This window comes from Corynebacterium sp. KPL2830, assembly GCF_040225635.1.
Lineage (GTDB): Bacteria > Actinomycetota > Actinomycetes > Mycobacteriales > Mycobacteriaceae > Corynebacterium.
In genome coordinates, this window is sequence record NZ_JBEHFR010000019.1 from 1 (window position 1) to 22,243 (window position 22,243).

Below are 22,243 nucleotides of genomic sequence, written 5' to 3' on the forward strand. Positions count from 1 at the left end.
TGGAGCGGATGACGAGACTCGAACTCGCGACCCTCACCTTGGCAAGGTGATGCGCTACCAACTGCGCTACATCCGCATGCGAAACCAGGCCCGGTTTCTAGGACAAAGTCCTTGTGCGCGATACTGGGATTGAACCAGTGACCTCTTCCGTGTCAGGGAAGCGCTCTCCCACTGAGCTAATCGCGCGTTATTCATTTAGTTCCACTTTCCTTTGCGGTATAACACCCTCCAGAAAAGCGTGGAGCGGATGACGAGACTCGAACTCGCGACCCTCACCTTGGCAAGGTGATGCGCTACCAACTGCGCTACATCCGCATCGCGCCGCAGTGCTTAATGCTTTGCGGTGCGTGAACAAACATTATCGTGCTCCCTGCCAGTTTCCAAATCCCCAGCCCAGCACACCTATTGCGCGGCGTAAATCACTCACTTATCGGCGCTGTAAATTGCAATGTTGTCATTTAATCCGCAAGCCAGCCTTTCTAGGCATTTCAGCTTTAACCCACATCTTCCACGCCCTCCATCCAGCCAATTAGGAAAATGGAACGCACCGGGTGTAGATTTATCCCCCGCAAGGTCCTATAGCTCAGTGGGAGAGCGTTCCGTTCACACCGGAAAGGTCACTGGTTCAATCCCAGTTAGGACCACCACCGCCCACTTAAGCTTAATTTTCTTCGCTTAGGTGGGCTTTCCCATTCAAGTGGGCTTTTTGTCTTATCTGAGTAAAGTGTCCACTCGTGTTGTGGATACTTTTGGGAATTCTTGCTGGTCTGGTCTTACCGATACAAACGCTGGTCAATACCCGCCTTCGCGCCTCCACCGGTACCCCGTTTTCCTCCTCGATGATTTCCTTCGCCGTGGGAACGGTCACCCTGCTTATCGTGGCCACGGCCATTACCGGCGGGGATTACGGCATTGCGCAGGCTTTTGATGAACCACTCTGGATTTGGTTCGGCGGTTTGCTGGGAGTTGTGGCTCTGACCGGAAATATTCTTCTCTTTCCACACTTAGGCGCGGTACAGACTGTGGTCTTACCCATTGCTGGGCAAGTTATCATGGGTCTCATTGTTGACCACTTCGGGCTCTTCGAATCCCCTCAATCTTCTCTAACCGCATTGCGCGCCATCGGTGCCATTATCGTGCTTGCCGGCGTAATTGCAGTAGTTGCCACCCCGAGCGCAGCAACAAGTAATGAAGATTCCGCGACCGCCCTGTGGCTGTGGCGGCTAGCCGGATTTGTCTTTGGCTGTTTTACCGCTAGCCAATCTGCCATCAACGGCCACCTGGGCCAAGTCACGGGCTCTCCGGTGAGCGCTGCGCTGGTTTCTTTCGCCGTCGGCGTTACCGCCCTGGTCATCGTCAATATCGTGTTGCGCTGGCGCCCGCGCATCGAGCACCCAGAAGGAAAACCCAACCCGTGGTGGATGTGGATAGGCGGTGTATTGGGCGCGCTTTTCATCTTCGGTAACGCCGCCCTCGTTCCACAGATTGGCACCGGCCTCACAGTCGTCGCCGGCCTGCTTGGCTCGATGCTGGGCTCGCTCATCATTGACCGCGTCAGCGGCGCCCCCATTAAATCTCGCCAGGTGCTAGGGATTGCCCTTCTCTTGACCGGCGTGGTGCTTATTAGGCTGGTGTAGCCGCCAGGACGATTCACGTCCCGCACAACCACTACACTGGCACAACATGGACATCGCTTCGCTTTTAGGGCCCGAACCCGCTCACTTACCCGCCCTCCGGGCCAATATGGTTTCTACCCTCACCGGGTCTGCTACCATCAATGACCTTTCTGAGGCCATGGGCAATGACACCGATGGAGAGCTTTTCCAGGCCTTGCGTGGCTGGGCGGACGTTGTGTTTGTCGGTGGGCAAACGGTCAGGTCAGAAGATTATGCGGGAGTAGAGCAACACTCTCGCGATTCACCTCCCGCCCCCATTGCCGTGCCCACGCAAAGCTTGAAGCTTGATCCGAACTCGAAATTCTTAACTCACTTCACCACCGCCCCACTCTTCCTTGTCCCCCACGCGGCGCTGCAGAACCCGGAGGTCTCCGCGAGGAAAGGCCCCCTTGAGGCAGCAGGTGCAGAGGTAATCGATGCCGGTAAAGGCACCATGCAAGACTATCTCCGCGTATTGCGGGAGCGGGGATTTCAGCGAATCCTCTGTGAAGGTGGGCCAGGAATGCTCGGCCAGCTGGTGCATATCGATGCCATTGATCAGATGTATTTAACCCTGGATCCCCATCTGTCCACCGGCGTGGAAAAGCCCGTGGCTACCTTTCATGGCACGCACTCCCACCGCCGAATGCGGCTAGACAATGTTGCCGCCGATACAGATAGCACGGTGTTTCTGCGGTACTCGCGCGCAGCTGAGTCCGTAGACTAAAAGGTCGTGACTGCTCGAATAAACGCCGCCGCATGGCCTATTGCCATTCTCCTCGTCATTCAGCGCGTCTTCATCGTGGCGCGCAATGGGACGTTGACTGATGATTTCACCACGGTCTATCGCGCGCTAAGGCGCATGATCGACGGTGTTCCGGTGTATGAACAGGCTTATAACCATGTGGATCCGCTGTATCTCTACACCCCGGGTGCAACGCTATTCTTATCGCCTTTAGCGTGGCTCGATTTCAGCCTCGCGCGCGGGCTTTTCATCGTGGTCAATGCCCTTGGCATCATAGCCGCACTGGCGATATTGACCCACGTGGTGGGAAGAGCGCTTACCTCGCCGGTGTTTCCGGTCTCTATCGCTTTAGCCTTCGCCACCGAAGCTGTCACCAATACTTTGGCGTTTACCAATATCAATGGTGTGCTCTTATTCTGCATGGCGCTTTTCCTGTGGGCTTTCTTAGAGGTTGAGCGCACCCCGCAGCTCGCGTGGGTTTCCGGCATAGCCCTTGGACTAGCCATTTTGATTAAGCCCCAATTTGCACCCCTCCTCTTCTTGCCCTTGGTCAAACTGCAGTGGCGCAACCTCCTCGCGGGCCTGGGGATTCCGGTGGTGTTCAATATCCTCGCGTGGCCGCTCGTCCCGGGCGCTAGCGGTTACCTCGACAAGCTGGTGCCCTATCTTTCCACACCCCGCGATTATGCCAATTCCTCCTGGGCGGGATTACGCGCCTATGTGGATTTTGGCCCCGTCCTCTACTGGGTGGTGTGGGTAGTCTTCGCCGCCTTGGTCGGGTGCGCGGTGCTCGGACTGTTGCGGTGGCGACAATCCGAACCGGTATTTTGGGCACTGACGACGAGTGGCACGATTATGGTCGGGATTTTCTTCTTGTCCTCGCTAGGACAGCAATATTATTCAATGTGGCTATTTCCGCTGATATTCACCGTGTTCCTGCCGCGCTCGGTCTTTCACTCAGTGGGCGCATGGGTGGCCGCGTTCCTGTTCTTGGCCCCGGTGACATGGACGTCACACGCGCACCCGGATGCTGGGCGGTGGATGAACACCTTCTCCGGCACAGTGGGATGGAGCCTGCTCATCGTCATCATCTTCTCCTGCGTTGCCGGGTGGTGGCGTGCCACGCAAATAAAGGATTAAACTTAAAGTCATGACTGATTTTAAGCTCATTGCTGATGCCGACTGGCAAAAGCGCCTTAGCCCCGAAGAATATTACGTATTGCGCGAAGCTGGCACGGAGCCGCCGCACGTGGGCGAGTACACGGATACCACCACGGAGGGTGTCTACTCCTGCAAGGCCTGCGGCGAGGAGCTATTCCGTTCCACCGAGAAGTTTGCTTCCCACTGTGGTTGGCCTTCCTTCTTCTCCCCACTAGCCGGTGACAAGATTATCGAGCGAGAAGATAACTCCCTGGGCATGCGCCGCGTCGAGGTTCTGTGTGCCAACTGCGAGTCCCACTTGGGCCACGTTTTTGAAGGCGAAGGCTACGATACCCCGACCGACCTGCGCTACTGCATCAACTCAATTTCCTTGAACCTGGAAGAAAAGCCCGTCGAGGAAAACTAAGATTTCACTACCACGCGCAGTGAGATGAAATGACAGCGCTGGGAGCACTTGTAAAGGGTGCTCCCAGCGCTGTTTTATATCAAGACTTAAGGCAGAACCTTGATGAGTTCCGCGATGTCTTTTACACGGCGTCCGGTGTGGAAAGGAATTTCCTCGCGAACGTGGTGGCGGGCTTCGGTATAGCGCATCTTATACATCAGGTCCACAATGCGGTGCAGTTCGTCGGCCTCAAAGGCTAGCACCCACTCGTAGTCCCCCAGCGCGAATGCCGGCACCGTATTGGCGCGCACGTCCGGGTAGTCGCGTGCCTGCATGCCGTGTTCCATCAGGATGCGGCGACGCTTTTCTTCTTCCATCGTGTACCAGTCATACGAACGCACGAATGGGTAGACGGAAATCCACTCCTTGGGCTCTTCCCCCATGATGAAGGAAGGCAAATGGGATTTATTGAACTCGGCCGGCCGGTGCAAGGAGTTTCCAATCCAGGTCACCTCGCTTACCTGGCCCAAAGTGGTCTCCCGGCGGAAATCGCCAAAGGCCTTTTGGATATCGGAAAATTCCTCGGCGTGCCACCAGATCATGAAGTCTGCGGAATCGCGCATCGCGGTCAGATCGTAGACGCCGCGGACGGTGACCTTATTGTCCTTTTCTAGCTCCGCAAAGAATTCTTGGGCTTGGGAGATGATCTCCTCGCGCTCGGTGCCTAGGCCGCCCGGGATCACCTTGAAAACGGCGTGTTGGGAGTACTGCTGTACCTCGTTGAGTTCCTTGAAATCGAGCTTCGCCATTGCTTTCTCCTTTGCAGAAGCTTATTCGAATATTCGGACATATCCATCATAAGTTGGAGTTACACAGATTGTCATCCCTCCCCCTATGTGCCTCCCACTATCGGCGCGCCTCCGCCAGCTCAACGTAGCGAAACTATAGCTTTAGCAAGGTGAGTAATTCCGAATCGACCACGCCCAGCGCCGGTAAGAATGCCGGAGCCAACTCAGGAGATGGCGCAGCCTTTACCTACCTACGCCGCAACGACGAGGCACAGGAGCCAACGACACCGCCGGCGTTTACTCAGGCGGTAGAGTCCATGCACGCGGCCACTCTTCGCCCAGAGATTAGCCTCGGGTCCATTCGCCCGCCGCAGCGATTAGCGCCCTTTAGCCACGCCATTGGCCTTGAGGTGGGCACGGAAGAGGAGCCGGATATTATCGCCACCGATTCAGATGGCGATGCCTTCGGGCGCCTCATCCTCCTCCATGACCCAGGCGCGGAAGAGGCCTGGGAGGGCGCGATGCGCCTAGTGGCGTATATCCAGGCCGATATGGATGATTCGGTTGCAGGAGATCCACTGCTGCCGGACGTCGCCTGGCAGTGGCTCAATGAAGGCTTAGAAAAAGAGGGTGCAGAGCTTACCAACCTCGGCGGCACCGTCACCTCCACCGCCTCGGTCCGCTTCGGGGAGATCGGCGGTCCCCCGCGCGCTTATCAGATTGAAATGCGCGCATCGTGGACAGCGGAAGGACTAGATTTAGCACCGCACGTGCAGGCCTTTGCACAAGTATTAGCCAACGTCGCGGGCCTGCCGCCTGAAGGCGTTACTGAGCTCGGCCGCTAAGATGGTGGAATTTCGGGAGCGTCCGAAAGAGGGGATTCCGAAGGTCTTATCCACCCCGGCGGAATTTGCCGCTGCCGCCGCGCGGTTGCAGGCAGGCACCGGGGCCTTTGCCATCGATACCGAGCGCGCCTCAGGCTACCGGTACGATAACCGCGCCTTTCTCATCCAGATCCGCCGGCGCGGCGCTGGGACGATGCTTTTTGCCCCAGAAGGCCACCGTGCGGAACTGACCCAGGCGCTGGCTCCGGTGCTCAATGGGCAGCATTGGATCATTCACGCCGCCCCCTCGGATCTCCCCTCTCTTGGGTGGTTGGGGCTTTTTCCCGGCACCCTTTTCGATACGGAATTGGCCGCCCGGTTTGCCGGCTTTCACCGCACCAATTTGGGCGCCATTATCGCGGAGCTTTTCGATGTCCAGTTAGAAAAGGGCCACGGCGACGATGACTGGTCCATCCCGCGGTTGAGTGAAGAAATGCGCGCTTATGCCGCGCTCGATGTCGAGCTCCTGCTGGAACTAGCTACGACGCTGCGCGATATCTTGGCCGAACAAGAAAAGCTGGAGTGGATGGTGGAGGAATGCGCGGCGATCGTCGCCAAGCATGCCCATGACACCGCCCCACAGCCGGGCTCTTGGCACGATATCAAGGGAGTTTCGAGCTTAAAGAATGGGAAGCAGCGCGCCGCGGCGCGGTCTTTGTGGAACCTGCGCGATGATATTAGCCGGCGAACCGATACCGCGCCCGGGCGGGTGCTTCCCAATAAGGTGCTGGTAGAGATTGCCCGGGTTTTGCCCAGCACGCAGCCCCAGCTCACCCGCATCAAGGGGTTTCCGCACCGGCGCAAGGGTGCCGCGCAGCGCTGGTTGCGGGCGGTGCAGCAGTCCCAGAAAATTCCACCGCGGGGGCGCCCGGGTCCGCTCCGTAAGGAAAGAACCGTCCCTTCCAAATCGGTCTGGTCCAGGGAGTATCCAGAACTGTGGGAGGAATATCAGCAAATCCGCGCCGCCGTTGGGGATATCGCCGAAGAGCTCGGGCTACCATCGGAGCTGCTGCTGCGCCCCGCTAGCCTCCGCGCCACCGTGTGGGCGGCCATTGGTGGGAGCGGAACCATCAGCCAACCGGACGACGTACCAGCTTTCCTAGAGCGCGAAGGCGCGCGGCCGTGGCAGGTGAGCCTCGTTGCCCCGGTATTGATTGAGAGCCTATTTTCCCAACCAGATTAAGCGGTGAGGTTTTCTACCCACTCTGTAATCGACGCAGAAATGAGCTCTGGGCTTAGGCCGAACTCTTCCAAAACCTCGCCGCGGGAGCCGTGCTTGGGGAAATACCCAGGAACGCCGAGGCGCCGCACGGGGGTATCCACCTCGGCCGCGCCGAGAGCCTCAGCAATCATGGACCCAATGCCGCCGCGAATGAGTCCATCTTCTACCGTCACCACCAGATCGTGATCTGCCGCCATTGCGATAACGGAACTAGCCACCGGCGCGACCCACCGCGGGTCAATAACCGTGACGTTAAGCCCCTGCTTCTCCAGCTTTTGCGCCGCCTTGATACTGCGCGCGGACATCGCACCGATAGAAACGATGAGGACCTCGGGGGTATCTTCGCCCGCGTCGGCCTCGCCGTAGTAGAGGATATCGACGCCATCGGCAAGCGTATCCACGGCTTCCATATCGGGCAGCAAGTTTCCCTTGGGGAACCGAACAACCGAGGGTCCAGAATCAATGTCCAGCGACTCGTGGAAGAGCTCGCGCAGACGCGCACCATCGCGCGGGGCGGCGATGTGCATACCTGGGACGATGCTCATTAAGGACATATCCCAAATGCCGTTATGGGAGGCGCCATCAGAGCCCGTCACACCGGCGCGGTCGAGCACGATGGTCACCGGCAGCTTGAGCAAGGCGATATCCATGATCACCTGATCCACGGCCCGGTTGAGGAACGTGGAATACACAGCCACCACGGGGTGCATCCCGCCCAAAGCCAAACCGGAGGCAGAGGCCATCGCATGCTGCTCGGCGATGCCCACGTCAAAGAACCGATCCGGGAAGCGTTCCTGGAAGGGAGCCAGCCCCGTAGGACCCGCCATGGCTGCGGTGATTGCAACGATGTCATCGCGCTTTTCCGCCGCCGCGATCAATTCTTCAGAAAATGCGGCCGTCCACCCCGGCTGCTTGGTGCCCTTGGCAACGCCAGTTACCGGATCGATAGCGCCCGTAGAGTGCATCTGGTCCTTCGGCTCATTGACCGCCGGGGCAAACCCGTGGCCTTTTTCCGTGACCACGTGCACGATAATGGGGCCCTCATAATCGCGGGCATAGGAAAGCGCGTGCACCAAACCATCGATGTCATGGCCGTAAATGGGGCCAATATATTTAATCCCCAGCTCAGGGAAAATCTCCGTGGGCAAGACGGTGGACTTGACGCCTTCCTTCATCGCGTGGAGCGCATCGAAGGCGCGCTCACCTACCCACCCCATGGATTTCAAGCGGCGCTTGCCCTGCTCCATGAGCTCGTCGTAGCCATGCTGGGAACGAATGCGCCCCAGGTTTTCGGAAATACCGCCAATCGTGGGCGAATAGCTGCGTCCGTTGTCATTGACCACGATGACCGCATTGCGCTTTTTATCTTCAGAGATATTATTAAGCGCCTCCCAGCACATGCCGCCGGTCAAGGCGCCATCGCCGACGATGCCGATGACGTTGCGGTGGCCTTCCCCGCGAATCTTGAAGGCCTTAGAGAGTCCATCCACCGTCGATAGCGAGGCAGAAGCATGCGAGGATTCCGTCCAGTCGTGCTCGGACTCACCGCGGTCCGTATAACCGGACAGGCCGCCCTTTTGGCGAAGGGTATCGAATTGGGCCGTGCGGCCAGTGAGCATTTTGTGCACATAAGACTGGTGGGAGGTATCGAAGATGATGGGCTCGCGCGGGGAATCAAAGACTCGGTGCAGCGCAATGGTCAATTCCACCACGCCCAAATTGGGCCCCAAGTGCCCACCGGTCACCGATACCTTATCGATGAGGCGCTGGCGAATATCCGCCGCAAGTTCCTCCAACTTATCTGCAGGCAGTGCCTTCAGGTCTTGCGGCGAGTTTATGGTATCCAAGATAGTCATGGAGCGGCCTTCAACTCCTTCTGTGCTTAGTTCTTCCTATCCACCGTACCCGTGGTCCGTATTTTCTTTTATATCGGCTCATTACTTCAGGCGAGGTAATTTCGTGTTAAACGGCACTCTGCGCTGGCTTATCCGCCGCCTTATCTGGGGCAATAAGAGCGATAACCTCAAAGTGATGGGTGCCAGGAAAGGCATTAATTAGCGCCATTTTCTCAGGCTTGTACCCAGCGGTGTGCCACAGGGATAGATCGCGGGCAAAGGTGGCAGGATCGCATCCCACATGAACCACGGCCTGCGGCTTTGCCTCCGCCACGGCGTGGATAACCTGCTCGCCCGCCCCAGTCCGCGGCGGATCGAGCACCACGGCACCAGGTTGGGGCAATTGTGCTGCAACCTGTTCTACCTTGGCGGACTTTACTGCGATATCGATATCGCGCAGCCCCGGCTGCGTAGACGCCGTTGCCGCGGGCGAATAGTCCACGGAAATGACTTTTCCACCGGTGGCATCAGACAATGCGGGCGCGAATAATCCGACCCCGCCGTACAAGTCCCAGGCGGTCTTGTGCTGGTAATCCCGGCCGGCCAGCCACTGCCCCGCCACAGCGCTATAAAGCTCCGGCGCCGCCACATGCGCTTGCCAAAAGGCCGTGGCGGGGAAAGAAAACACGCGGCCATTGACGTATTCGACCACGGTGCCAGAGCCCTCGATAACCTCGCGAATGGTCTCCACGCGCCTGCCCCGCGGGGCCTTGCGCGTTTCCACCACATGCCGGTTACCCGCGCCATCGATAACCGCGACGATTTCAGCCCTCGGGGTAAAATGCCGCGCGCCGTCGCCTACCAAACCATCAACCAAGCCCTCTGCTAGTTGGGTACAACCGACGGAAGTCACCAGCTCATTCGAGCGGTACTTCCGCAATCCGGCGCGGCCTTGCTTGTCGACGCCCAACCGGACCCTCGTCCGCCAGCCCCGTACCGGCGGCAGGTCGTGTTGTTCAATAGCGAGGGACTCGAGCCCTTCTATGCCGCTGCGGCGCAGCTGTTCACGGAGGACGTCCATCTTGATGGCGGGTTCCGCTGCGGGATCCAACTCGGCAAAATCGCAGCACCCGGCGCCTAGCTCTGCGGCGGGACAGCTACTGGGTACGCGCAGCTCACCCGCAGTCACGATGCTGTCGAGCTCGCCCTTGATAAAGGACTTTTTCACCTTACCCGCTGTTGCGCGAACCGTGTCCCCCGGAAAAGCCCGAGGGACAAAGACGACGCGCCCATCCGGGGCGTGGCCGATGCCAAGTCCACCATGGGCCATGCGGTCGATGGTGACTTCCAGGGTGTCTCCGCGAGATAGTGCGGACTCATTCATTTTCTGCCTCGAACTCTTGTGTACTGCGATCTGAACTTGTGACAAGCCCGGCATTTTCTGCCGCTTCTACTGCGGCATCTGCGCGGCGCACCATCCACACGGTTAATGCGGTCACCAACAGTGTCAAGGGCCAGCCCATGACGATCCTGGTAATGCCCAAGGCGGTCGTCTCCCCAGCATCATAAATCGCCCGCTGGATGATAAACCGCGCCAAGAAAATAACGGCCCACCCAGCGGTGGCGATGGAATACGCCCTGCGCGCAAGCTTTACCTTTTGCCAGGCCATATCATCGCCGTTCAAGCCCTTCCAGATAACGCCAACGGCCGGCCACCGGAAGAGAATAGACAGCGCCGCGGCGATAAACAGGGCCAGTGACATCCAAATGCCGTATAAGAAGTAACCTTTGGCATCGCCGGTAAACCAAGCGATGGCGGCGCAAATGGCCACCCCGATAAGGCCAGAGATGGCCGGCTGGATGGTCTGTTTGCGAACGATGCGCCAGATGGCGATCACTACCGCCACACCCAGCGCGGAGATGAGCGCCGGGGTTAGGCCGTAAAGGCTATTAACTGGAATAAGGACGACGATGGGCAAGGTGGCCGCAACCAGGCCGGGAAGGCCTCCCATTTGTTCCAACAGAGTTGGCTCATTATCGCGGTCCTGGTCGTCGCCTAGCTGAGGAGCCTGCGGCTCCGGCAAAGAGTTACTCACGTAGCGTTCTGCTTTACTTACTTATCGGAATCGGGGTTAGACCCCTTGTCTTTGTCATGTGTAGGAGATTCATTCTCCCCCTTGCGTGGCTGCGCGCCCAAATCGCGCAGCTGCTTTTCGGCTTCCGCCTCGGCTGCGGGATCGGGGCCGCCTACCCCGTTTTCCGGGTGCCCTTGGGCCGCCTGCCCCTGGGAATTTGCGCCTGCTTGTTCCTGCTGGCGCTTTTCCATTGCTTGTTTGACCTGCTCCACCAGCTGCTTGGGCATGATGACCGGCAGTGCGTTGCCCGCCAAAATGGGATCCTCACCGCGGTAGACAAAAGTGCGCGATGCTACATCGCGCGCGATCTGCGCCAAATCCTCTTCAAGGCCGGTAGGTGCCGCAAGAGTCAAGCGCAGCATCCACCGCGGGCCTTCGGCGCCAATGACGCGGAGCTGACCGTTGTCATTCTTGCCGACGATTTCCAGCCCCCAAGGGCCTTGCTCCGTGGTGACGGATAGCCCATCGCGGCTCATGCCTTCCTTGATTTCTTCCACGGATTCAGCCCACTGGCCAGGCTTTCGCGGCGCTGCGAAGGCAACGGGAGTAATACGGCCCGCCTTGGTGACAATGTGCAGCATCTTCGGGCCTTGTTCACCCATTTCTACCTGGACCTGGGAGTCCTTGGGCAGCGGAATGCGCATCGAGCCAAGGTCCAAGATGCCGATGGAAGAATCAGAAAAGTCAAAGTCTTCGATATTGACGGAATCGCCATCAAAGGGGCCGGTTTCGCCATTTACGGCGTCGTGGGCAAACTCCGTTGGCACCTGTCCCGAGGCTGCGGCGGCATCGGCAGCCGTATCTTTTACGGATGCAAAGGAACTCGATTCAGCCGAAGCCGATCCTGCGGAATCAGCGGCAGGCTCTTGTGGCTGCGATTGTTGAGGGTTTTCCGGCTCTTCTTTCCGGCCGTCATCGTTTTTCTTTTTGCCAAATGGCCAAATGCCCATTTTGTAATCCTTCCTATACGCCGGTTGATCCGTAGCCGCCGGTACCGCGGACGGTCTCATCCAAGTCTTCTACTTCGCTAAAATCCATTAGTTCTACGCGCTGTACCACGAGTTGAGCGATGCGCATGCCGCGCTCGATCTCGATCGGGGTGTGGGGATCGTGGTTAATCAGGCACACCTTGATCTCCCCGCGGTAGTCAGCATCCACGGTACCCGGCGTATTGACAATGGACAGCCCATGTTTGGCTGCTAAGCCGGACCGCGGATGAATTAATCCCACGGTGCCCAGCGGCAAGGCCATGGCAATACCGGTGCCGACGAGGGCGCGTTCGCCAGGTTGGAGGGTAAGCGCCTCGGCAGCGTAAAGATCGGCGCCGGCGTCACCCCGATGCGCCCGAAATGGCATCGGCAGCTCTTTATCGAGGCGCTTAATTTTGACGTCTCCTACTGGCGTTTGTTCCTGCGGTAGCGAATTCGAATCAGTCACTTAGCCAATCCTACCTGCCCCAGTCGGTTCATTCTGTGCGTGGAGTGGACTAGAATGCCTAGGCGTGTCTGATATTTCTGCTCCTCAACCCGCTGCCCCGAAAGTGTTGTATCGCGAACGCCAATGGGTGCCGTGGTACTTCTGGATTTTTGCAGCGATCGTTGTGGCTTTAACCTCAGCTACGGCAGGTCTCAACCGCTCTGTGTGGTGGACCATCATTCCCGCAGTCCTGCTCGGCGCCATCGCTATCTGGGTGCTCATCACGTGGTCTGGGACCGTTGTTCAAGTAGAACAAGATGAAGATGGAACGCGGTGGCTGCTCGTCAAAGACGCACAGCTACCCAATGAGGTTGTCTCTCGTTCGATTACCGTTCCAAAGTCTGCTCGCCATAACGCGCTGGGCCCGCAATTCGATCCGGCCGCATTCTTGGTCTCTCATGCCTGGATTGACGAGCACGCCATGATGGTCCTCAATGATCCTGAGGATGACACCCCATATTGGCTCATTGCCTCGAAAGATCCAGACCAACTGCTCCGCGCCTTCCTACCGGAGCAACACGCTTAAGCATCTGGGATTCTGTGGGCTCGACCATTCGGAAGGGGTCTCTTAGGACTGCCCTTGGTTTTTCGTTACTACTGCGCCCCTCCGCGGGTTTTGTACTCTCAGTGAAAAGTCGGACTAGCAGGAGAACACAATGGGTTTCGGAGGAGCTTTAGGCAGAACTCAGAAAGATGGGAAACCCTGGATACCTCCGTGGTGGTTTTCCTTCGTGCTACTGCCGCTAATGGTCATCGCTGAATTCTACGTCAGTCAAGTAACCGGTTGGCGGGGAGTGTCCTCCTCCAACGTGGAAGGAGTCTCTTGGAGCGAAGTGAGCTCTGACGGCATCGTCCTTCATGTAGTGGGATACATGGCTTTTTACTTCGTTCTAGTGCTGCCCATCTTCTTGGTTCGTCGATATCTATGGGAGAAGCGACGAAAGCAAGGGAGCACACCGGATGAGAAGAGCAATGACGAGCAGCCTTAGATAGAACAGGATGACTGAGGGGACTTGACCCCAGAAAGTAGACACCCCGAGCGGTTAGGTCCCGCGCACATTGGGTGTCTGCTAAACAAGGAAAACTTCACACCCCCGCCGCGTTTGCCTGTGTAAACTGCGGCGGGGGTGAATCTTTATCTGGGTTGTGCGCAGTAACGACTTGCTAGGCCAATACTGGCTGCTTAGGCACAATCCTTACAGATGGGCATGCCATCTTCTTCGTGCGAATAACGCTTATTGGACTGGACCAAAAAGCAGGAGCCGCAGGTAAATTCGTCTTCTTGGCGGGGAACGACCTGTACGTTGAGTTCCTCGCCGGTGAGGTCAACTGATGGCGGTTGGAATGCTTCGACGATTTCGCCATCGTCATCCATGCCATTGCTTTCGGGTTCAGCTGCTTTCAGTCCCTCTAAAGAGTCAGTTTCAAGTTCGTCTTCTGCACCGCGGCGCGGTGCGTCATAATCGGTGGCCATACTGCACGCCCCTATAAGTCGAGTTGCTTTAGGAATAGTTGTTTATCGATCGCGCATAGTAAAGGACAAACACCGATATGTCATCCTGCTGCTAAAAAATTCTTAGATTCTTCACCCCCGCATCGCTTCCATAGCACCATGTGCTGCTAAAAGTTCCTCAAATGCGGGTGCCAAATTCACCCCCGCGGCCCAGGTTAATTCACCATCAGCGGACCCCTTGTCCAGCCCAGGGTGATGGACTTTAGCTCCTGCCTCGCGAGCGATGAGAGCACCGGCGGCAAAATCCCAAGCGTTAATGCCGTGCTCAAAATAGGCATCTACGCTCCCCTCGGCCACGCGGCACAAATCAAGGGCGGCTGCGCCGATGCGGCGGATATCGCGGACCTGCGGCAGCAACTTAGTCAGCAACTCCGCCTGTTGCTTGCGCCGCTGTGCGCCATAACCAAATCCCGTCGCTACCAAGGAAAGCGCGGGATCATCTTGCACACCGCATCGCAGCGAGGACCGCGTGCCATCCGCAGCGGCAACCGTGGCACCTTCGCCTGCCGCTGCGGAATACACCTGCCCCCGCGCCACATTGACCACAGCGCCTGCTACCAGGCGGCCATCGTATTCCGCACCAATCGAGACCGCGTAGTCCGGAATGCCGTAAAGGAAATTGACCGTGCCGTCGATGGGGTCCACGATCCACCGCACCCCGGTCGTCCCGTCAAAACTCGCGCCTTCCTCACCCAACAGGCCATCGTCAGGGCGGCTTTCCTTAATTGTGCGCGTAATAAACTCCTCGGTGGCGGTATCGACCTCCGTAACGGGATCGACGGCGCTCGACTTAGTCTGAGTATGTGCCGCAATACCGTCGCCAGCCACCAAGTCGGCGCGGCGTGCGCGAATAAGCTCCGCCGCACGCATTGCGGTAGATTCCGCAAAATCTCGCAGCTGCAAAAAATCTATGTCATGATCCATGCTAACCATTGTGCCTTCTTCTACACTTGCGGGCATGACTACTCATACTGGCCACTCTTTTGGCATCGATATCGGCGGCTCCGGCATTAAGGGCGCCGAAGTCGACCTCAATAACGGTGAATTCGTGGGCCCACGGCTAAAGATCCCCACCCCACAGCCGTCCACGCCACATGAGGTAGCTACGGTGGTGGCCCAGATCGTGCGCGAAAAAGAGTGGGACAAGCCCGTCGGCATCACCTTGCCCTCGGTGGTGTCCAATCACACAGTGCACTCCGCTGCCAATATCTCACCTGAGTGGGTCGGTGTGGATACCACTGAGTTGTTTTCGCGTTATCTAGACGTTGACTTTGTGGTCTTAAATGATGCCGATGCCGCAGGCCTTGCGGAAGTCGCGTATGGAAGCGAGTTGGCCAAAACCGGGTCAGTCATCTTTTTGACGCTGGGAACCGGCATCGGCTCAGCCTTCTTCCTCAATGGGCAGCTCTTCCCCAATACAGAGCTTGGCCACCTCACTGTGGGAGCTGACGAGGCCGAGGCAATCGCGTCCTCCGCTGCCAAGGAACGAGAAGGGCTGAAGTACAAGGAGTGGGCGGTTCGGCTCAATCGCGTGCTGCAAGAATACGAGAAATTATTTAACCCCCAGGCTTTCCTCATCGGGGGTGGCATATCTCGCAAATTCCACAAATGGGGACCCCACTTAACTATTGATACCCCCGTTATGCCTGCACAGTTGCAAAATCGTGCGGGTATTGTAGGTGCAGCGATGGCGGTATTAGAAGGCCTAGAGCCATAAAACCGCCGTTGCATTAACCCTATCTACCGGCATTGTGCAAAAATCGCCTATACTGGGCGGTCGATCCAAAATTGCATGGCTCTCGGGCGTGTCTGACCTGCATAAGGCCTACACCCGCTAGCATTCTTAATGCTATTGCCACCCTGTGCGGGTGCGGTGAGCTATTTCCATCAAGTAGTAAGTCGAAAGGGCGTACGTGGCAGCCACTGATTCTTCAGACCAGGCACTCGGCGAAGACGACAAGTCAGTCGAGGCATCTACTCCTGCAAAGAAGACCGCCAAAAAGACGGCAAAGAAAACGGCGAAGAAAACCGCCAAGAAGACAGCTAAAAAGACGGCGAAAAAGACTGCCAAGAAAACGGCTAAGAAGACCGCCAAGAAGTCGGCGAAGAAATCAGCCAAGAAAGCTGTCAACAAGACCGTGCGAGCCTCTGCGGCGGAACCGCAAGACTCCCCTGCAAACTCCGCGGAGAAAGCGCCGTCGGAAGCTGAGGACGCAGAGGATCAACTCGACGCCGTTGAGCAAGACGCCCCTGCGGATGACGTCGACTTCGACCCCACCCACGAGGGCATCGAAGAGGACGAATTCGATGCCCCCACTGACCTCGATGAAGACGATATTCAGGAAGAGTTGGGCGAAGAAGAAGATGAGGACGAAGTAGAAGATACGTCCTCGGTCTGGGATGAAGAAGAATCCGTCGCCCTGCGCCAGGCGCGCAAGGATGCACAGCTGACCGCCTCCGCCGACTCCGTGCGTGCGTACCTCAAGCAGATCGGTAAGGTTGCCCTGCTGAATGCTGAGCAGGAGGTCTCTTTGGCAAAGCGCATCGAGGCCGGCCTGTACGCACAGCACCGCATGGACGAGATGGAAAAGGCTCGCGCGGAGGGCGATAAGGCTGCCAAGCTCTCCCCCATGGAAAAGCGTGACCTGCGCAGCATCGCAAGGGATGGACGCAAGGCTAAGAATCACCTCTTGGAAGCCAACCTTCGCCTTGTGGTCTCCTTGGCCAAACGCTATACCGGCCGCGGCATGGCCTTCTTGGACCTTATCCAAGAGGGCAACTTGGGCCTTATCCGTGCGGTGGAAAAGTTCGACTACACCAAGGGCTATAAGTTCTCTACCTACGCCACGTGGTGGATCCGCCAGGCCATTACCCGCGCCATGGCTGACCAGGCCCGCACCATCCGCATCCCGGTTCACATGGTGGAGGTCATCAACAAGCTGGGCCGCATCCAGCGCGAGCTGCTGCAGGACTTGGGCCGTGAGCCCACCCCGCAGGAGCTGGCGAAGGAAATGGACATCACCGAAGAAAAGGTGATGGAAATTCAGCAGTATGCGCGCGAGCCCATCTCGCTGGACCAGACCATCGGTGATGAGGGAGATTCCCAGTTGGGTGACTTCATCGAGGACTCCGAGGCCGTCATCGCCGTCGATGCCGTGTCCTTCACCTTGCTGCAGGACCAGCTTCAGGACGTGCTGACCACGTTGTCTGAGCGCGAAGCCGGCGTCGTGCGCCTGCGCTTCGGGCTTACCGATGGCATGCCGCGCACTTTAGACGAGATCGGCCAGGTCTATGGCGTTACCCGCGAGCGCATCCGTCAGATCGAGTCCAAGACAATGTCTAAGCTGCGCCACCCCTCTCGTTCGCAGGTATTGCGCGATTACCTCGACTAGATAAGTCGCCCGCCCCGCACAGCATTAAAAGGCCGCACCGCTGTGGTGCGGCCTTTTAATGTGCCTACTACCCTCCTGCGGGTCTGACGCGGCGAAAGAAGCGCGGCGCCAGCCTGCTGGCAGACCAGCCAGCGGCTGACAAGGAATCGCGCTACCACTTACGCAAGTAATTGATGCGCTCGCGCAATTGGTCCGCGCTGCATAGCGCGGTGGGCGGCCCACCGCACGCCTTGCGGACCTCGGTGTGGATGGCACCGTGCGGCCGGCCAGAGCTCTGCGCGGCGATGGAGACCACGGTGTTGAGCTCCTTGCGCAGCGCGCCGAGCTCATCCACCACACCGGTATCCTCCGCGGCATCGGACTCTTGCTGCTTCGCGGCAGGCGCATGACCCATGCCGTAAATCTTGCGGCGGTGGGCCTCTTCTGCCTCGGCGGCCCGGCGCGCCTTCTCCTCGGCCTCGCGGCGGTCCATTTCCTCAGATTGCTTCTTGCGCAGGAGGTCTTTGACCTGGTCAGCGTCGAGGAGCCCGGGGATGCCAAGGAAATCGGCTTCCTCATCAGAGGTCATATCGCCGGTATTAAACTGCGAGCCGTTATAGAGCAGGCCAGAGAATTCGGCTTCGGCGCCTAAAGACTCGTAGGACTTTTCCAGCATGTCCGGTTCGGTCTTTTTCTGGTTTGCCTGCTCGAGTAGCTCGTCGTCCCAGCCTTCTTTCTCCGTCTTTTCTTTGCCCAGAACGTGGTCGCGGGATTTTTCCATGTGCTCGGCAAGGCCGAGCAGCACGGGGACGGAGGGCAGGAATACCGAGGCGGTTTCACCTGGCATGCGGGAGCGCACGAAGCGGCCGATTGCCTGGGCGAAGAATAAGGGGGTCGACGCGGAGGTGGCGTAGACGCCCACCGCGAGGCGGGGCACGTCAACGCCCTCGGACACCATGCGTACGGCAACCATCCATTCATCGGTGGAGTCCGCAAATTCTTGAATGCGGTCCGAGGAGCCTGGGTCATCGGACAAAATGACCGAGACTGGGGTATTGGATAATTGCTTGAGGATTTTCGCGTAGGCGCGGGCGGTGGTGGTATCTGAAGCGAGCACGAGCCCGCCGGCATCCGGCATATTGCGCCGCATCTGCATTAAGCGGGTGTGCGCCGCCTGCAGCACGGCGGGGATCCATTCGCCCTTGGGATCGAGCGCGGTGCGCCAGGCGCGCGCGGTTTGTTCCACGTTCATGATGTCACCTAGGCGCGCGGAGTGCTCTTCCCCGGCGGAGTCCCGCCAGCGAGCCTCGCCGGAGTAGGACAGGAAGACGACGGGGCGCACGACGCCATCGGCAAGCGCATCGCCGTAATCGTAGGTGTGGTCGGCCCGCGAGACCTTGTGGCCTTCCCCATCGTCCTCATAGCGCACAAAGGGGATGGGCGATTCATCGGAGCGAAACGGCGTACCGGTCAGCGCGAGACGGTGGTTGACGTCGTCGTAGGCCTCCTTGACGCCATCGCCCCAGCTTTTGGCGTCACCGGCGTGGTGGATCTCGTCCAAGATCACGAGCGTGCGCCGCGCGGAGGCAACGGCGCGGTGCTTGAAGGGATGCATGCCCACTTGGGCATAGGTCACCACGATGCCATCCATGCTGGGGTTGACCGCAGAGGAGTTCGTGAAGGCAGGATCCAAGGCCAGGCCCACCCGCGCGGCGGCGGCAGACCACTGCGTCTTCAGGTGCTCGGTAGGCACCACGACGATGACGCGCTCTACCGTGCGGTCTTCCATAAGCTCCGTCGCGATGCGCAGAGCAAAGGTGGTTTTACCCGCACCTGGGGTCGCCACCGCCATAAAGTCTTGTGGCTTGGTGGCGAGGAATTTATCGAGGGCTGATTGCTGCCACGCGCGGAGGTTCGTCTTCTTAAACGTCCTCACTTGCGGCGAAGACCCTTAAAAACGCGTTCGCAATCGGGGCATACCGGCGAGCCCGGCTTTGCCTGTTTGGTTACCGGGAAGGTCTCACCGCACAGGGCAACGACGTACTTGCCGTTGACCGCGGAATCGAGGATCTGATCCTTTTTGACGTAGTGGAAGAACTTCGGCGTGTCATTATCCGTCGTCGAAGTGTCTTCACGAATATCTGGCCGTTCAATTGTCTTCGTAGTCGTAGTCACGCACCCCATTTTGCCGCATCAGCATCGAACTTTGCGAGTCATGCGTCTACCCTTGGAGAACATGCACACTCTACGCACTCCAACGTCGGCTCTCCTCTCCCCTGTTGTAGGGTTACGCGCCGCGCTCCAGGGAGGTGCGTAATTTAAGTGTTTGGCAAAAAGGAACGTTTTCTCATCACGGATGCCAAGCTCTCGCCCGCACAAGATCGCAGGCGCCGGGAGCTGTGGTACGGCTTTTTCCAATTCTTGCGCGTGCCGTCCCTGCTCATTGCCGGGGTCTTTTTGTACCTGCATTGGTGGTTGCTCGCGGCGATTATCGTGGGCGTGACCTTTCCTTTGCCGTGGATTGCCGTGGTCATTGGCAATAGCCGCGGTGAGAAGAAGGACAAACGGGATAAGAATGTCTATAAACCCGCGATGAATCGTCAGCTATATTCGCAGTATCAGAACCAACAGATTTCCCGCGGTGGCTCCAAGGCAATCGAATCTCAGCATTCCGTTATTGACCATGACGATACTGCCGCCGATTAGGCGCATAACCCGCATGAATAGCACGACTGGAAAGGATCTTCTCCCAGCATGATGTCCTTTGGCCCCCATTTCGATGCCACCGCGCTGCGCGATCTCGCCCCGGAGCTAGCGGAGGCTTTTTCGCAGGCCGGTTTTACTACCGATGGTTTAGCGGGGCATTTGGGCCCGGAGCTTACGGAGGCCCTCTACCGCGGTGAGCCTGCCGCGGTAGCGCGCGGCACCGCTGGTAATTCCCAGCTGGATACGCTCATCCGCTTCTTCCTGCTGCATGAGCATCTGCCTGCCACGCTGCTTGCCGATGCCCTCGGGGCCCGCCTTGCCACCAAGCTCCTCGACACCGGCGTGGCGCTTTCCGATGATCGCGGCAGCATCTACATTGCCCTCGATATCCGGCCCCATATCATCGTCGGCTCCAACCGCCTCGTCTTTTCCGATGTCGATGCCTCGCTGGTGAGCCACGTCCCCGGCGCGGATCACGTCTTGGGTGTCGGGGCGGCAAGCCTCTCGCTATTGCAATCGACGCCGGTAAGCCCGGTATCAACGGTGCTCGATCTGGGCACCGGCTCGGGCGTGCAGTTGCTGGGTCAGCTCGAGTGCGCGCGCAGCATTACCGCGACGGATGTCCACCGGCGCGCGCTTGATTTGGCCGGCGCCACCGTCGCTGCCGCGGGGGCGAGTACAGAGGTTGAGCTTGTAGAGGGCTCGTGGTTCGAGCCCGTTGCCGGACGCGCCTTTGACCGGATTGTTGCCAACCCACCATTCGTCGTCGGGCTTCCCGAGGTGGGCCATGTCTACCGCGATTCTGGCTTGAACTTGGATGGGGCAAGCGAATTGGTGGTTTCTCAAGCCGTTGACCACCTCGCCCCGGGCGGAACCGCGCATTTGCTCGCCGCCTGGGTGCATACCGGTGGGCAGACCTGGCAGCAGCGCGTGGCCTCGTGGCTGCCGGATAAGGGTGTGGCTGCCTGGATAATTCAGCGGGATGTCGCCGATCCTTCCCTCTACGTATCCACCTGGCTCAAGGATGAATCGCTTGATGTGCGCAGCGATGAGGGCAAGGCGCGCTCAAAGGCCTGGCTGGATCATTTCCACCACCACGATGTCACGGGTATCGGGTTTGGGTTCGTCGCCATCCAAAAAATTGCCGAAGACGCGCCCTCCGATATCTTGGCCGAAGAAATGCCGCAGCACTTTAGTGACCCATTGGGACCCGAGGTAGAGGAATACTTCGCTCGCGTGGCGTGGCTGCGCGACTTGGTTCCTGGTGAGCTGGAGGGAAAGCACTTCCAGGTGCGCCCTCAGGTAGCCAAAGAAGAAGTCAGTGTGGCCGATACCGATAATAAACAAGGATTTAACCGGGCGGTTATCCGCCTGACACGTACCGATGGTCCCCGGTGGAGCCACGAAGTCGATGAACACCTGGCAGCAATCGTAGCTGGCCTATCTCCCCACGGGCTCAACCTTGGAGAGACCGTTGGCCTGTATGCGGTGGCGCACGGCTTCGATGAGGCAGAACTGACCGCGGCCGCTCTTCCCGCCATCATCGATATGGTTCGCCATGGCCTGCTCATCCCGGCCGATCTGCTGCTCGAGGATGACGCTTCCCCGGCTACCCACACTGAATAACACTGAAGAGCACCGAATAGTCAGGAAAGGAAGATACAGGCATGCGCGCAGTTCTAACCCGCGTATCCGAAGCAGCTGTCACCGTCGCGGGCGAGACCGTCGGCACCATCGACTGCCCTGAAACCGGCGGGCTTTTAGCCCTCGTCGGTGTCTCCCGGGAGGATTTAGCCGATTGGAAACCGCGTGCAGAAAAGATGGCCCGCAAGATAGCGGAGCTGCGCATCCTAGACGGTGAAGTATCGGTTGCAGATGCCGGAGCCCCAGTCTTAGTGGTCAGTCAGTTCACGCTGTATGGCCGCACCGCCAAGGGGAGGCGCCCGTCGTGGGCCGATGCGGCTCCAGGAGAAGAGGCCGAGCCGGTCATTGAGTACATCATCGAGCGCCTCCGCGAACGCACTATCGCGGTCGAATCAGGCCAATTCGGGGCTATGATGCGCGTATCGTCCGTCAACGAAGGCCCGTTTACGGTTTTGGTCGAGACCTAATTTCCTCTCACGCATTTTCCCTTCATCCGGCGTTTACCTGCACGAGCGCCCACTCACACCCATGATTATCTATGAGCTAGCTCGCAAAGAGGCCGATATTGTTCAATAATGCATATCGCTGGGCGCCGCGCAAGCTTTTTCAGAGTGATAATTAACCCACCCCAAAATGTAATAAATTATTATCACGTGGCATTACTGCGGGCTTATACTTAACGCGTAACGAAGCGAATGGGCTGGATACAAGCTGAAAGTTTAA

Annotated in this window: 22 protein-coding genes and 4 tRNA genes; 13 read left to right on the forward strand and 13 right to left on the reverse strand. The window is 58.4% G+C overall.

Annotated features, from left to right (window positions below):
• The 3 genes from ABRP87_RS07705 to ABRP87_RS07715 all read right to left on the reverse strand — a co-directional run bounded on the left by ABRP87_RS07705 (position 1) and on the right by ABRP87_RS07715 (position 315).
• Positions 1 to 76 (reverse strand) — tRNA-Gly (locus tag ABRP87_RS07705).
• Between the two features lie 38 nt (positions 77 to 114).
• Positions 115 to 186 (reverse strand) — tRNA-Val (locus ABRP87_RS07710).
• 53 nt (positions 187 to 239) lie between these two features.
• Positions 240 to 315: transfer RNA gene (locus ABRP87_RS07715), tRNA-Gly, on the reverse strand.
• A 257-nt stretch (positions 316 to 572) separates the two neighbouring features.
• Here ABRP87_RS07715 and ABRP87_RS07720 point away from each other — a divergent pair.
• The 5 genes from ABRP87_RS07720 to msrB all read left to right on the forward strand — a co-directional run bounded on the left by ABRP87_RS07720 (position 573) and on the right by msrB (position 3,967).
• A tRNA-Val gene (locus tag ABRP87_RS07720) sits at positions 573 to 647 on the forward strand.
• An 87-nt stretch (positions 648 to 734) separates the two neighbouring features.
• The gene (locus tag ABRP87_RS07725) at positions 735 to 1,637 is read left to right on the forward strand and encodes a DMT family transporter (protein ID WP_349853703.1); all 903 of its coding nucleotides are present in this window, start codon (positions 735 to 737) and stop codon (positions 1,635 to 1,637) included.
• Positions 1,638 to 1,683: 46 nt separating this feature from the next.
• Complete coding sequence (locus ABRP87_RS07730; protein WP_349868249.1) at positions 1,684 to 2,382, forward strand: pyrimidine reductase family protein; 699 nt, start codon at positions 1,684 to 1,686, stop codon at positions 2,380 to 2,382.
• 6 nt (positions 2,383 to 2,388) lie between these two features.
• Positions 2,389 to 3,540, forward strand: a complete 1,152-nt coding sequence (locus ABRP87_RS07735) for a glycosyltransferase family 87 protein (RefSeq protein WP_349868250.1) — start codon at positions 2,389 to 2,391, stop codon at positions 3,538 to 3,540.
• 10 nt (positions 3,541 to 3,550) lie between these two features.
• Positions 3,551 to 3,967: a peptide-methionine (R)-S-oxide reductase MsrB gene (gene msrB, locus ABRP87_RS07740; RefSeq protein WP_349853699.1), complete on the forward strand. Its 417-nt coding sequence runs from the start codon at positions 3,551 to 3,553 to the stop codon at positions 3,965 to 3,967.
• Between the two features lie 86 nt (positions 3,968 to 4,053).
• Here the strand turns inward: msrB and hemQ are convergent, their stop codons facing one another.
• Positions 4,054 to 4,755 carry a hydrogen peroxide-dependent heme synthase gene (gene hemQ / locus ABRP87_RS07745; protein WP_349868251.1) on the reverse strand — a complete coding sequence of 234 codons (702 nt, stop codon included), beginning with the start codon at positions 4,753 to 4,755 and terminating at the stop codon, positions 4,054 to 4,056.
• A 149-nt stretch (positions 4,756 to 4,904) separates the two neighbouring features.
• Here hemQ and ABRP87_RS07750 point away from each other — a divergent pair, with 149 nt between their 5' ends.
• Both ABRP87_RS07750 and ABRP87_RS07755 read left to right on the forward strand, forming a co-directional pair.
• Entirely contained in the window at positions 4,905 to 5,579 is a 675-nt protein-coding gene (locus tag ABRP87_RS07750) for a DUF3000 domain-containing protein (protein WP_349868252.1), read from the forward strand.
• Between the two features lies 1 nt (position 5,580).
• Positions 5,581 to 6,801 (forward strand): HRDC domain-containing protein, encoded by a 1,221-nt coding sequence (locus ABRP87_RS07755; protein WP_349868253.1) that lies wholly within the window; start codon positions 5,581 to 5,583, stop codon positions 6,799 to 6,801.
• On the opposite strand, the gene dxs is transcribed toward ABRP87_RS07755, so the two are convergent.
• The 5 genes from dxs to dut all read right to left on the reverse strand — a co-directional run bounded on the left by dxs (position 6,798) and on the right by dut (position 12,247).
• A complete protein-coding gene (gene dxs / locus ABRP87_RS07760) occupies positions 6,798 to 8,696 on the reverse strand; it encodes a 1-deoxy-D-xylulose-5-phosphate synthase (protein WP_349853695.1) in 1,899 nt (632 codons plus the stop codon). The genes ABRP87_RS07755 and dxs overlap by 4 nt on opposite strands.
• A gap of 106 nt (positions 8,697 to 8,802) precedes the next feature.
• On the reverse strand, positions 8,803 to 10,059 hold the full coding sequence (locus ABRP87_RS07765; RefSeq protein WP_349868254.1) for a class I SAM-dependent RNA methyltransferase: 1,257 nt from the start codon (positions 10,057 to 10,059) through the stop codon (positions 8,803 to 8,805).
• A complete protein-coding gene (locus tag ABRP87_RS07770) occupies positions 10,052 to 10,759 on the reverse strand; it encodes a DUF3159 domain-containing protein (RefSeq protein ID WP_349868270.1) in 708 nt (235 codons plus the stop codon). The genes ABRP87_RS07765 and ABRP87_RS07770 overlap by 8 nt, the downstream gene beginning before the upstream one ends.
• A 29-nt stretch (positions 10,760 to 10,788) precedes the next feature.
• Positions 10,789 to 11,760: a DUF3710 domain-containing protein gene (locus ABRP87_RS07775; protein ID WP_349868255.1), complete on the reverse strand. Its 972-nt coding sequence runs from the start codon at positions 11,758 to 11,760 to the stop codon at positions 10,789 to 10,791.
• Between the two features lie 13 nt (positions 11,761 to 11,773).
• Positions 11,774 to 12,247 carry a dUTP diphosphatase gene (gene dut / locus ABRP87_RS07780; RefSeq protein WP_284849651.1) on the reverse strand — a complete coding sequence of 158 codons (474 nt, stop codon included), beginning with the start codon at positions 12,245 to 12,247 and terminating at the stop codon, positions 11,774 to 11,776.
• A 103-nt stretch (positions 12,248 to 12,350) separates the two neighbouring features.
• Between dut and ABRP87_RS07785 the strand changes: the two genes are divergently transcribed.
• Positions 12,351 to 12,812, forward strand: coding sequence for a DUF3093 domain-containing protein (locus ABRP87_RS07785; protein ID WP_005278947.1), 462 nt, complete (start codon positions 12,351 to 12,353; stop codon positions 12,810 to 12,812).
• Positions 12,813 to 13,469: 657 nt separating this feature from the next.
• Here the strand turns inward: ABRP87_RS07785 and ABRP87_RS07790 are convergent.
• Both ABRP87_RS07790 and ABRP87_RS07795 read right to left on the reverse strand, forming a co-directional pair.
• A complete protein-coding gene (locus ABRP87_RS07790) occupies positions 13,470 to 13,760 on the reverse strand; it encodes a DUF4193 domain-containing protein (RefSeq protein WP_005278945.1) in 291 nt (96 codons plus the stop codon).
• A 111-nt stretch (positions 13,761 to 13,871) separates the two neighbouring features.
• Positions 13,872 to 14,759: an inositol monophosphatase family protein gene (locus ABRP87_RS07795; RefSeq protein WP_349868256.1), complete on the reverse strand. Its 888-nt coding sequence runs from the start codon at positions 14,757 to 14,759 to the stop codon at positions 13,872 to 13,874.
• Between ABRP87_RS07795 and ppgK the strand changes: the two genes are divergently transcribed.
• Together ppgK and ABRP87_RS07805 are read left to right on the forward strand one after the other, a co-directional pair.
• The gene (gene ppgK, locus ABRP87_RS07800; RefSeq protein WP_349863668.1) at positions 14,758 to 15,516 is read left to right on the forward strand and encodes a polyphosphate--glucose phosphotransferase; all 759 of its coding nucleotides are present in this window, start codon (positions 14,758 to 14,760) and stop codon (positions 15,514 to 15,516) included. The two genes, ABRP87_RS07795 and ppgK, sit on opposite strands and share 2 nt — an antisense overlap.
• 196 nt (positions 15,517 to 15,712) lie before the next feature.
• A complete protein-coding gene (locus tag ABRP87_RS07805; protein WP_349868257.1) occupies positions 15,713 to 17,191 on the forward strand; it encodes an RNA polymerase sigma factor in 1,479 nt (492 codons plus the stop codon).
• A gap of 151 nt (positions 17,192 to 17,342) precedes the next feature.
• On the opposite strand, the gene ABRP87_RS07810 is transcribed toward ABRP87_RS07805, so the two are convergent.
• Positions 17,343 to 19,106 carry a DEAD/DEAH box helicase gene (locus ABRP87_RS07810; protein ID WP_023030626.1) on the reverse strand — a complete coding sequence of 588 codons (1,764 nt, stop codon included), beginning with the start codon at positions 19,104 to 19,106 and terminating at the stop codon, positions 17,343 to 17,345.
• Complete coding sequence (locus tag ABRP87_RS07815; protein ID WP_005278940.1) at positions 19,103 to 19,354, reverse strand: DUF3039 domain-containing protein; 252 nt, start codon at positions 19,352 to 19,354, stop codon at positions 19,103 to 19,105. Before ABRP87_RS07815 ends, ABRP87_RS07810 begins: the two co-directional genes overlap by 4 nt.
• A gap of 138 nt (positions 19,355 to 19,492) precedes the next feature.
• Here ABRP87_RS07815 and ABRP87_RS07820 point away from each other — a divergent pair, with 138 nt between their 5' ends.
• Genes ABRP87_RS07820 through dtd form a run of 3 tightly spaced genes read left to right on the forward strand, consistent with a single transcriptional unit; the run spans position 19,493 to position 21,987 of the window.
• Entirely contained in the window at positions 19,493 to 19,876 is a 384-nt protein-coding gene (locus tag ABRP87_RS07820; RefSeq protein ID WP_349863663.1) for a DUF3099 domain-containing protein, read from the forward strand.
• 48 nt (positions 19,877 to 19,924) lie between these two features.
• Entirely contained in the window at positions 19,925 to 21,502 is a 1,578-nt protein-coding gene (locus ABRP87_RS07825) for a DUF7782 domain-containing protein (RefSeq protein WP_349868258.1), read from the forward strand.
• Positions 21,503 to 21,543: 41 nt separating this feature from the next.
• On the forward strand, positions 21,544 to 21,987 hold the full coding sequence (gene dtd, locus ABRP87_RS07830) for a D-aminoacyl-tRNA deacylase (protein ID WP_349868259.1): 444 nt from the start codon (positions 21,544 to 21,546) through the stop codon (positions 21,985 to 21,987).
• The last annotated feature ends 256 nt before the right edge of the window (positions 21,988 to 22,243 follow it).

Excerpts from the sequence above, each read along its gene's own strand:
- ABRP87_RS07730 (WP_349868249.1), top strand. The coding sequence starts at position 1,684 with ATGGACATCGCTTCGCTTTTAGGGCCCGAACCCGCTCACTTACCCGCC.
- msrB (WP_349853699.1), top strand. The coding sequence starts at position 3,551 with ATGACTGATTTTAAGCTCATTGCTGATGCCGACTGGCAAAAGCGCCTT.
- hemQ (WP_349868251.1), bottom strand. The coding sequence starts at position 4,755 with ATGGCGAAGCTCGATTTCAAGGAACTCAACGAGGTACAGCAGTACTCC.
- ABRP87_RS07755 (WP_349868253.1), top strand. The coding sequence starts at position 5,581 with ATGGTGGAATTTCGGGAGCGTCCGAAAGAGGGGATTCCGAAGGTCTTA.
- dxs (WP_349853695.1), bottom strand. The coding sequence starts at position 8,696 with ATGACTATCTTGGATACCATAAACTCGCCGCAAGACCTGAAGGCACTG.
- ABRP87_RS07765 (WP_349868254.1), bottom strand. The coding sequence starts at position 10,059 with ATGAATGAGTCCGCACTATCTCGCGGAGACACCCTGGAAGTCACCATC.
- ABRP87_RS07775 (WP_349868255.1), bottom strand. The coding sequence starts at position 11,760 with ATGGGCATTTGGCCATTTGGCAAAAAGAAAAACGATGACGGCCGGAAA.
- ABRP87_RS07790 (WP_005278945.1), bottom strand. The coding sequence starts at position 13,760 with ATGGCCACCGATTATGACGCACCGCGCCGCGGTGCAGAAGACGAACTT.
- ppgK (WP_349863668.1), top strand. The coding sequence starts at position 14,758 with ATGACTACTCATACTGGCCACTCTTTTGGCATCGATATCGGCGGCTCC.
- ABRP87_RS07795 (WP_349868256.1), bottom strand. The coding sequence starts at position 14,759 with ATGCCCGCAAGTGTAGAAGAAGGCACAATGGTTAGCATGGATCATGAC.
- ABRP87_RS07815 (WP_005278940.1), bottom strand. The coding sequence starts at position 19,354 with ATGGGGTGCGTGACTACGACTACGAAGACAATTGAACGGCCAGATATT.
- ABRP87_RS07825 (WP_349868258.1), top strand. The coding sequence starts at position 19,925 with ATGATGTCCTTTGGCCCCCATTTCGATGCCACCGCGCTGCGCGATCTC.
- dtd (WP_349868259.1), top strand. The coding sequence starts at position 21,544 with ATGCGCGCAGTTCTAACCCGCGTATCCGAAGCAGCTGTCACCGTCGCG.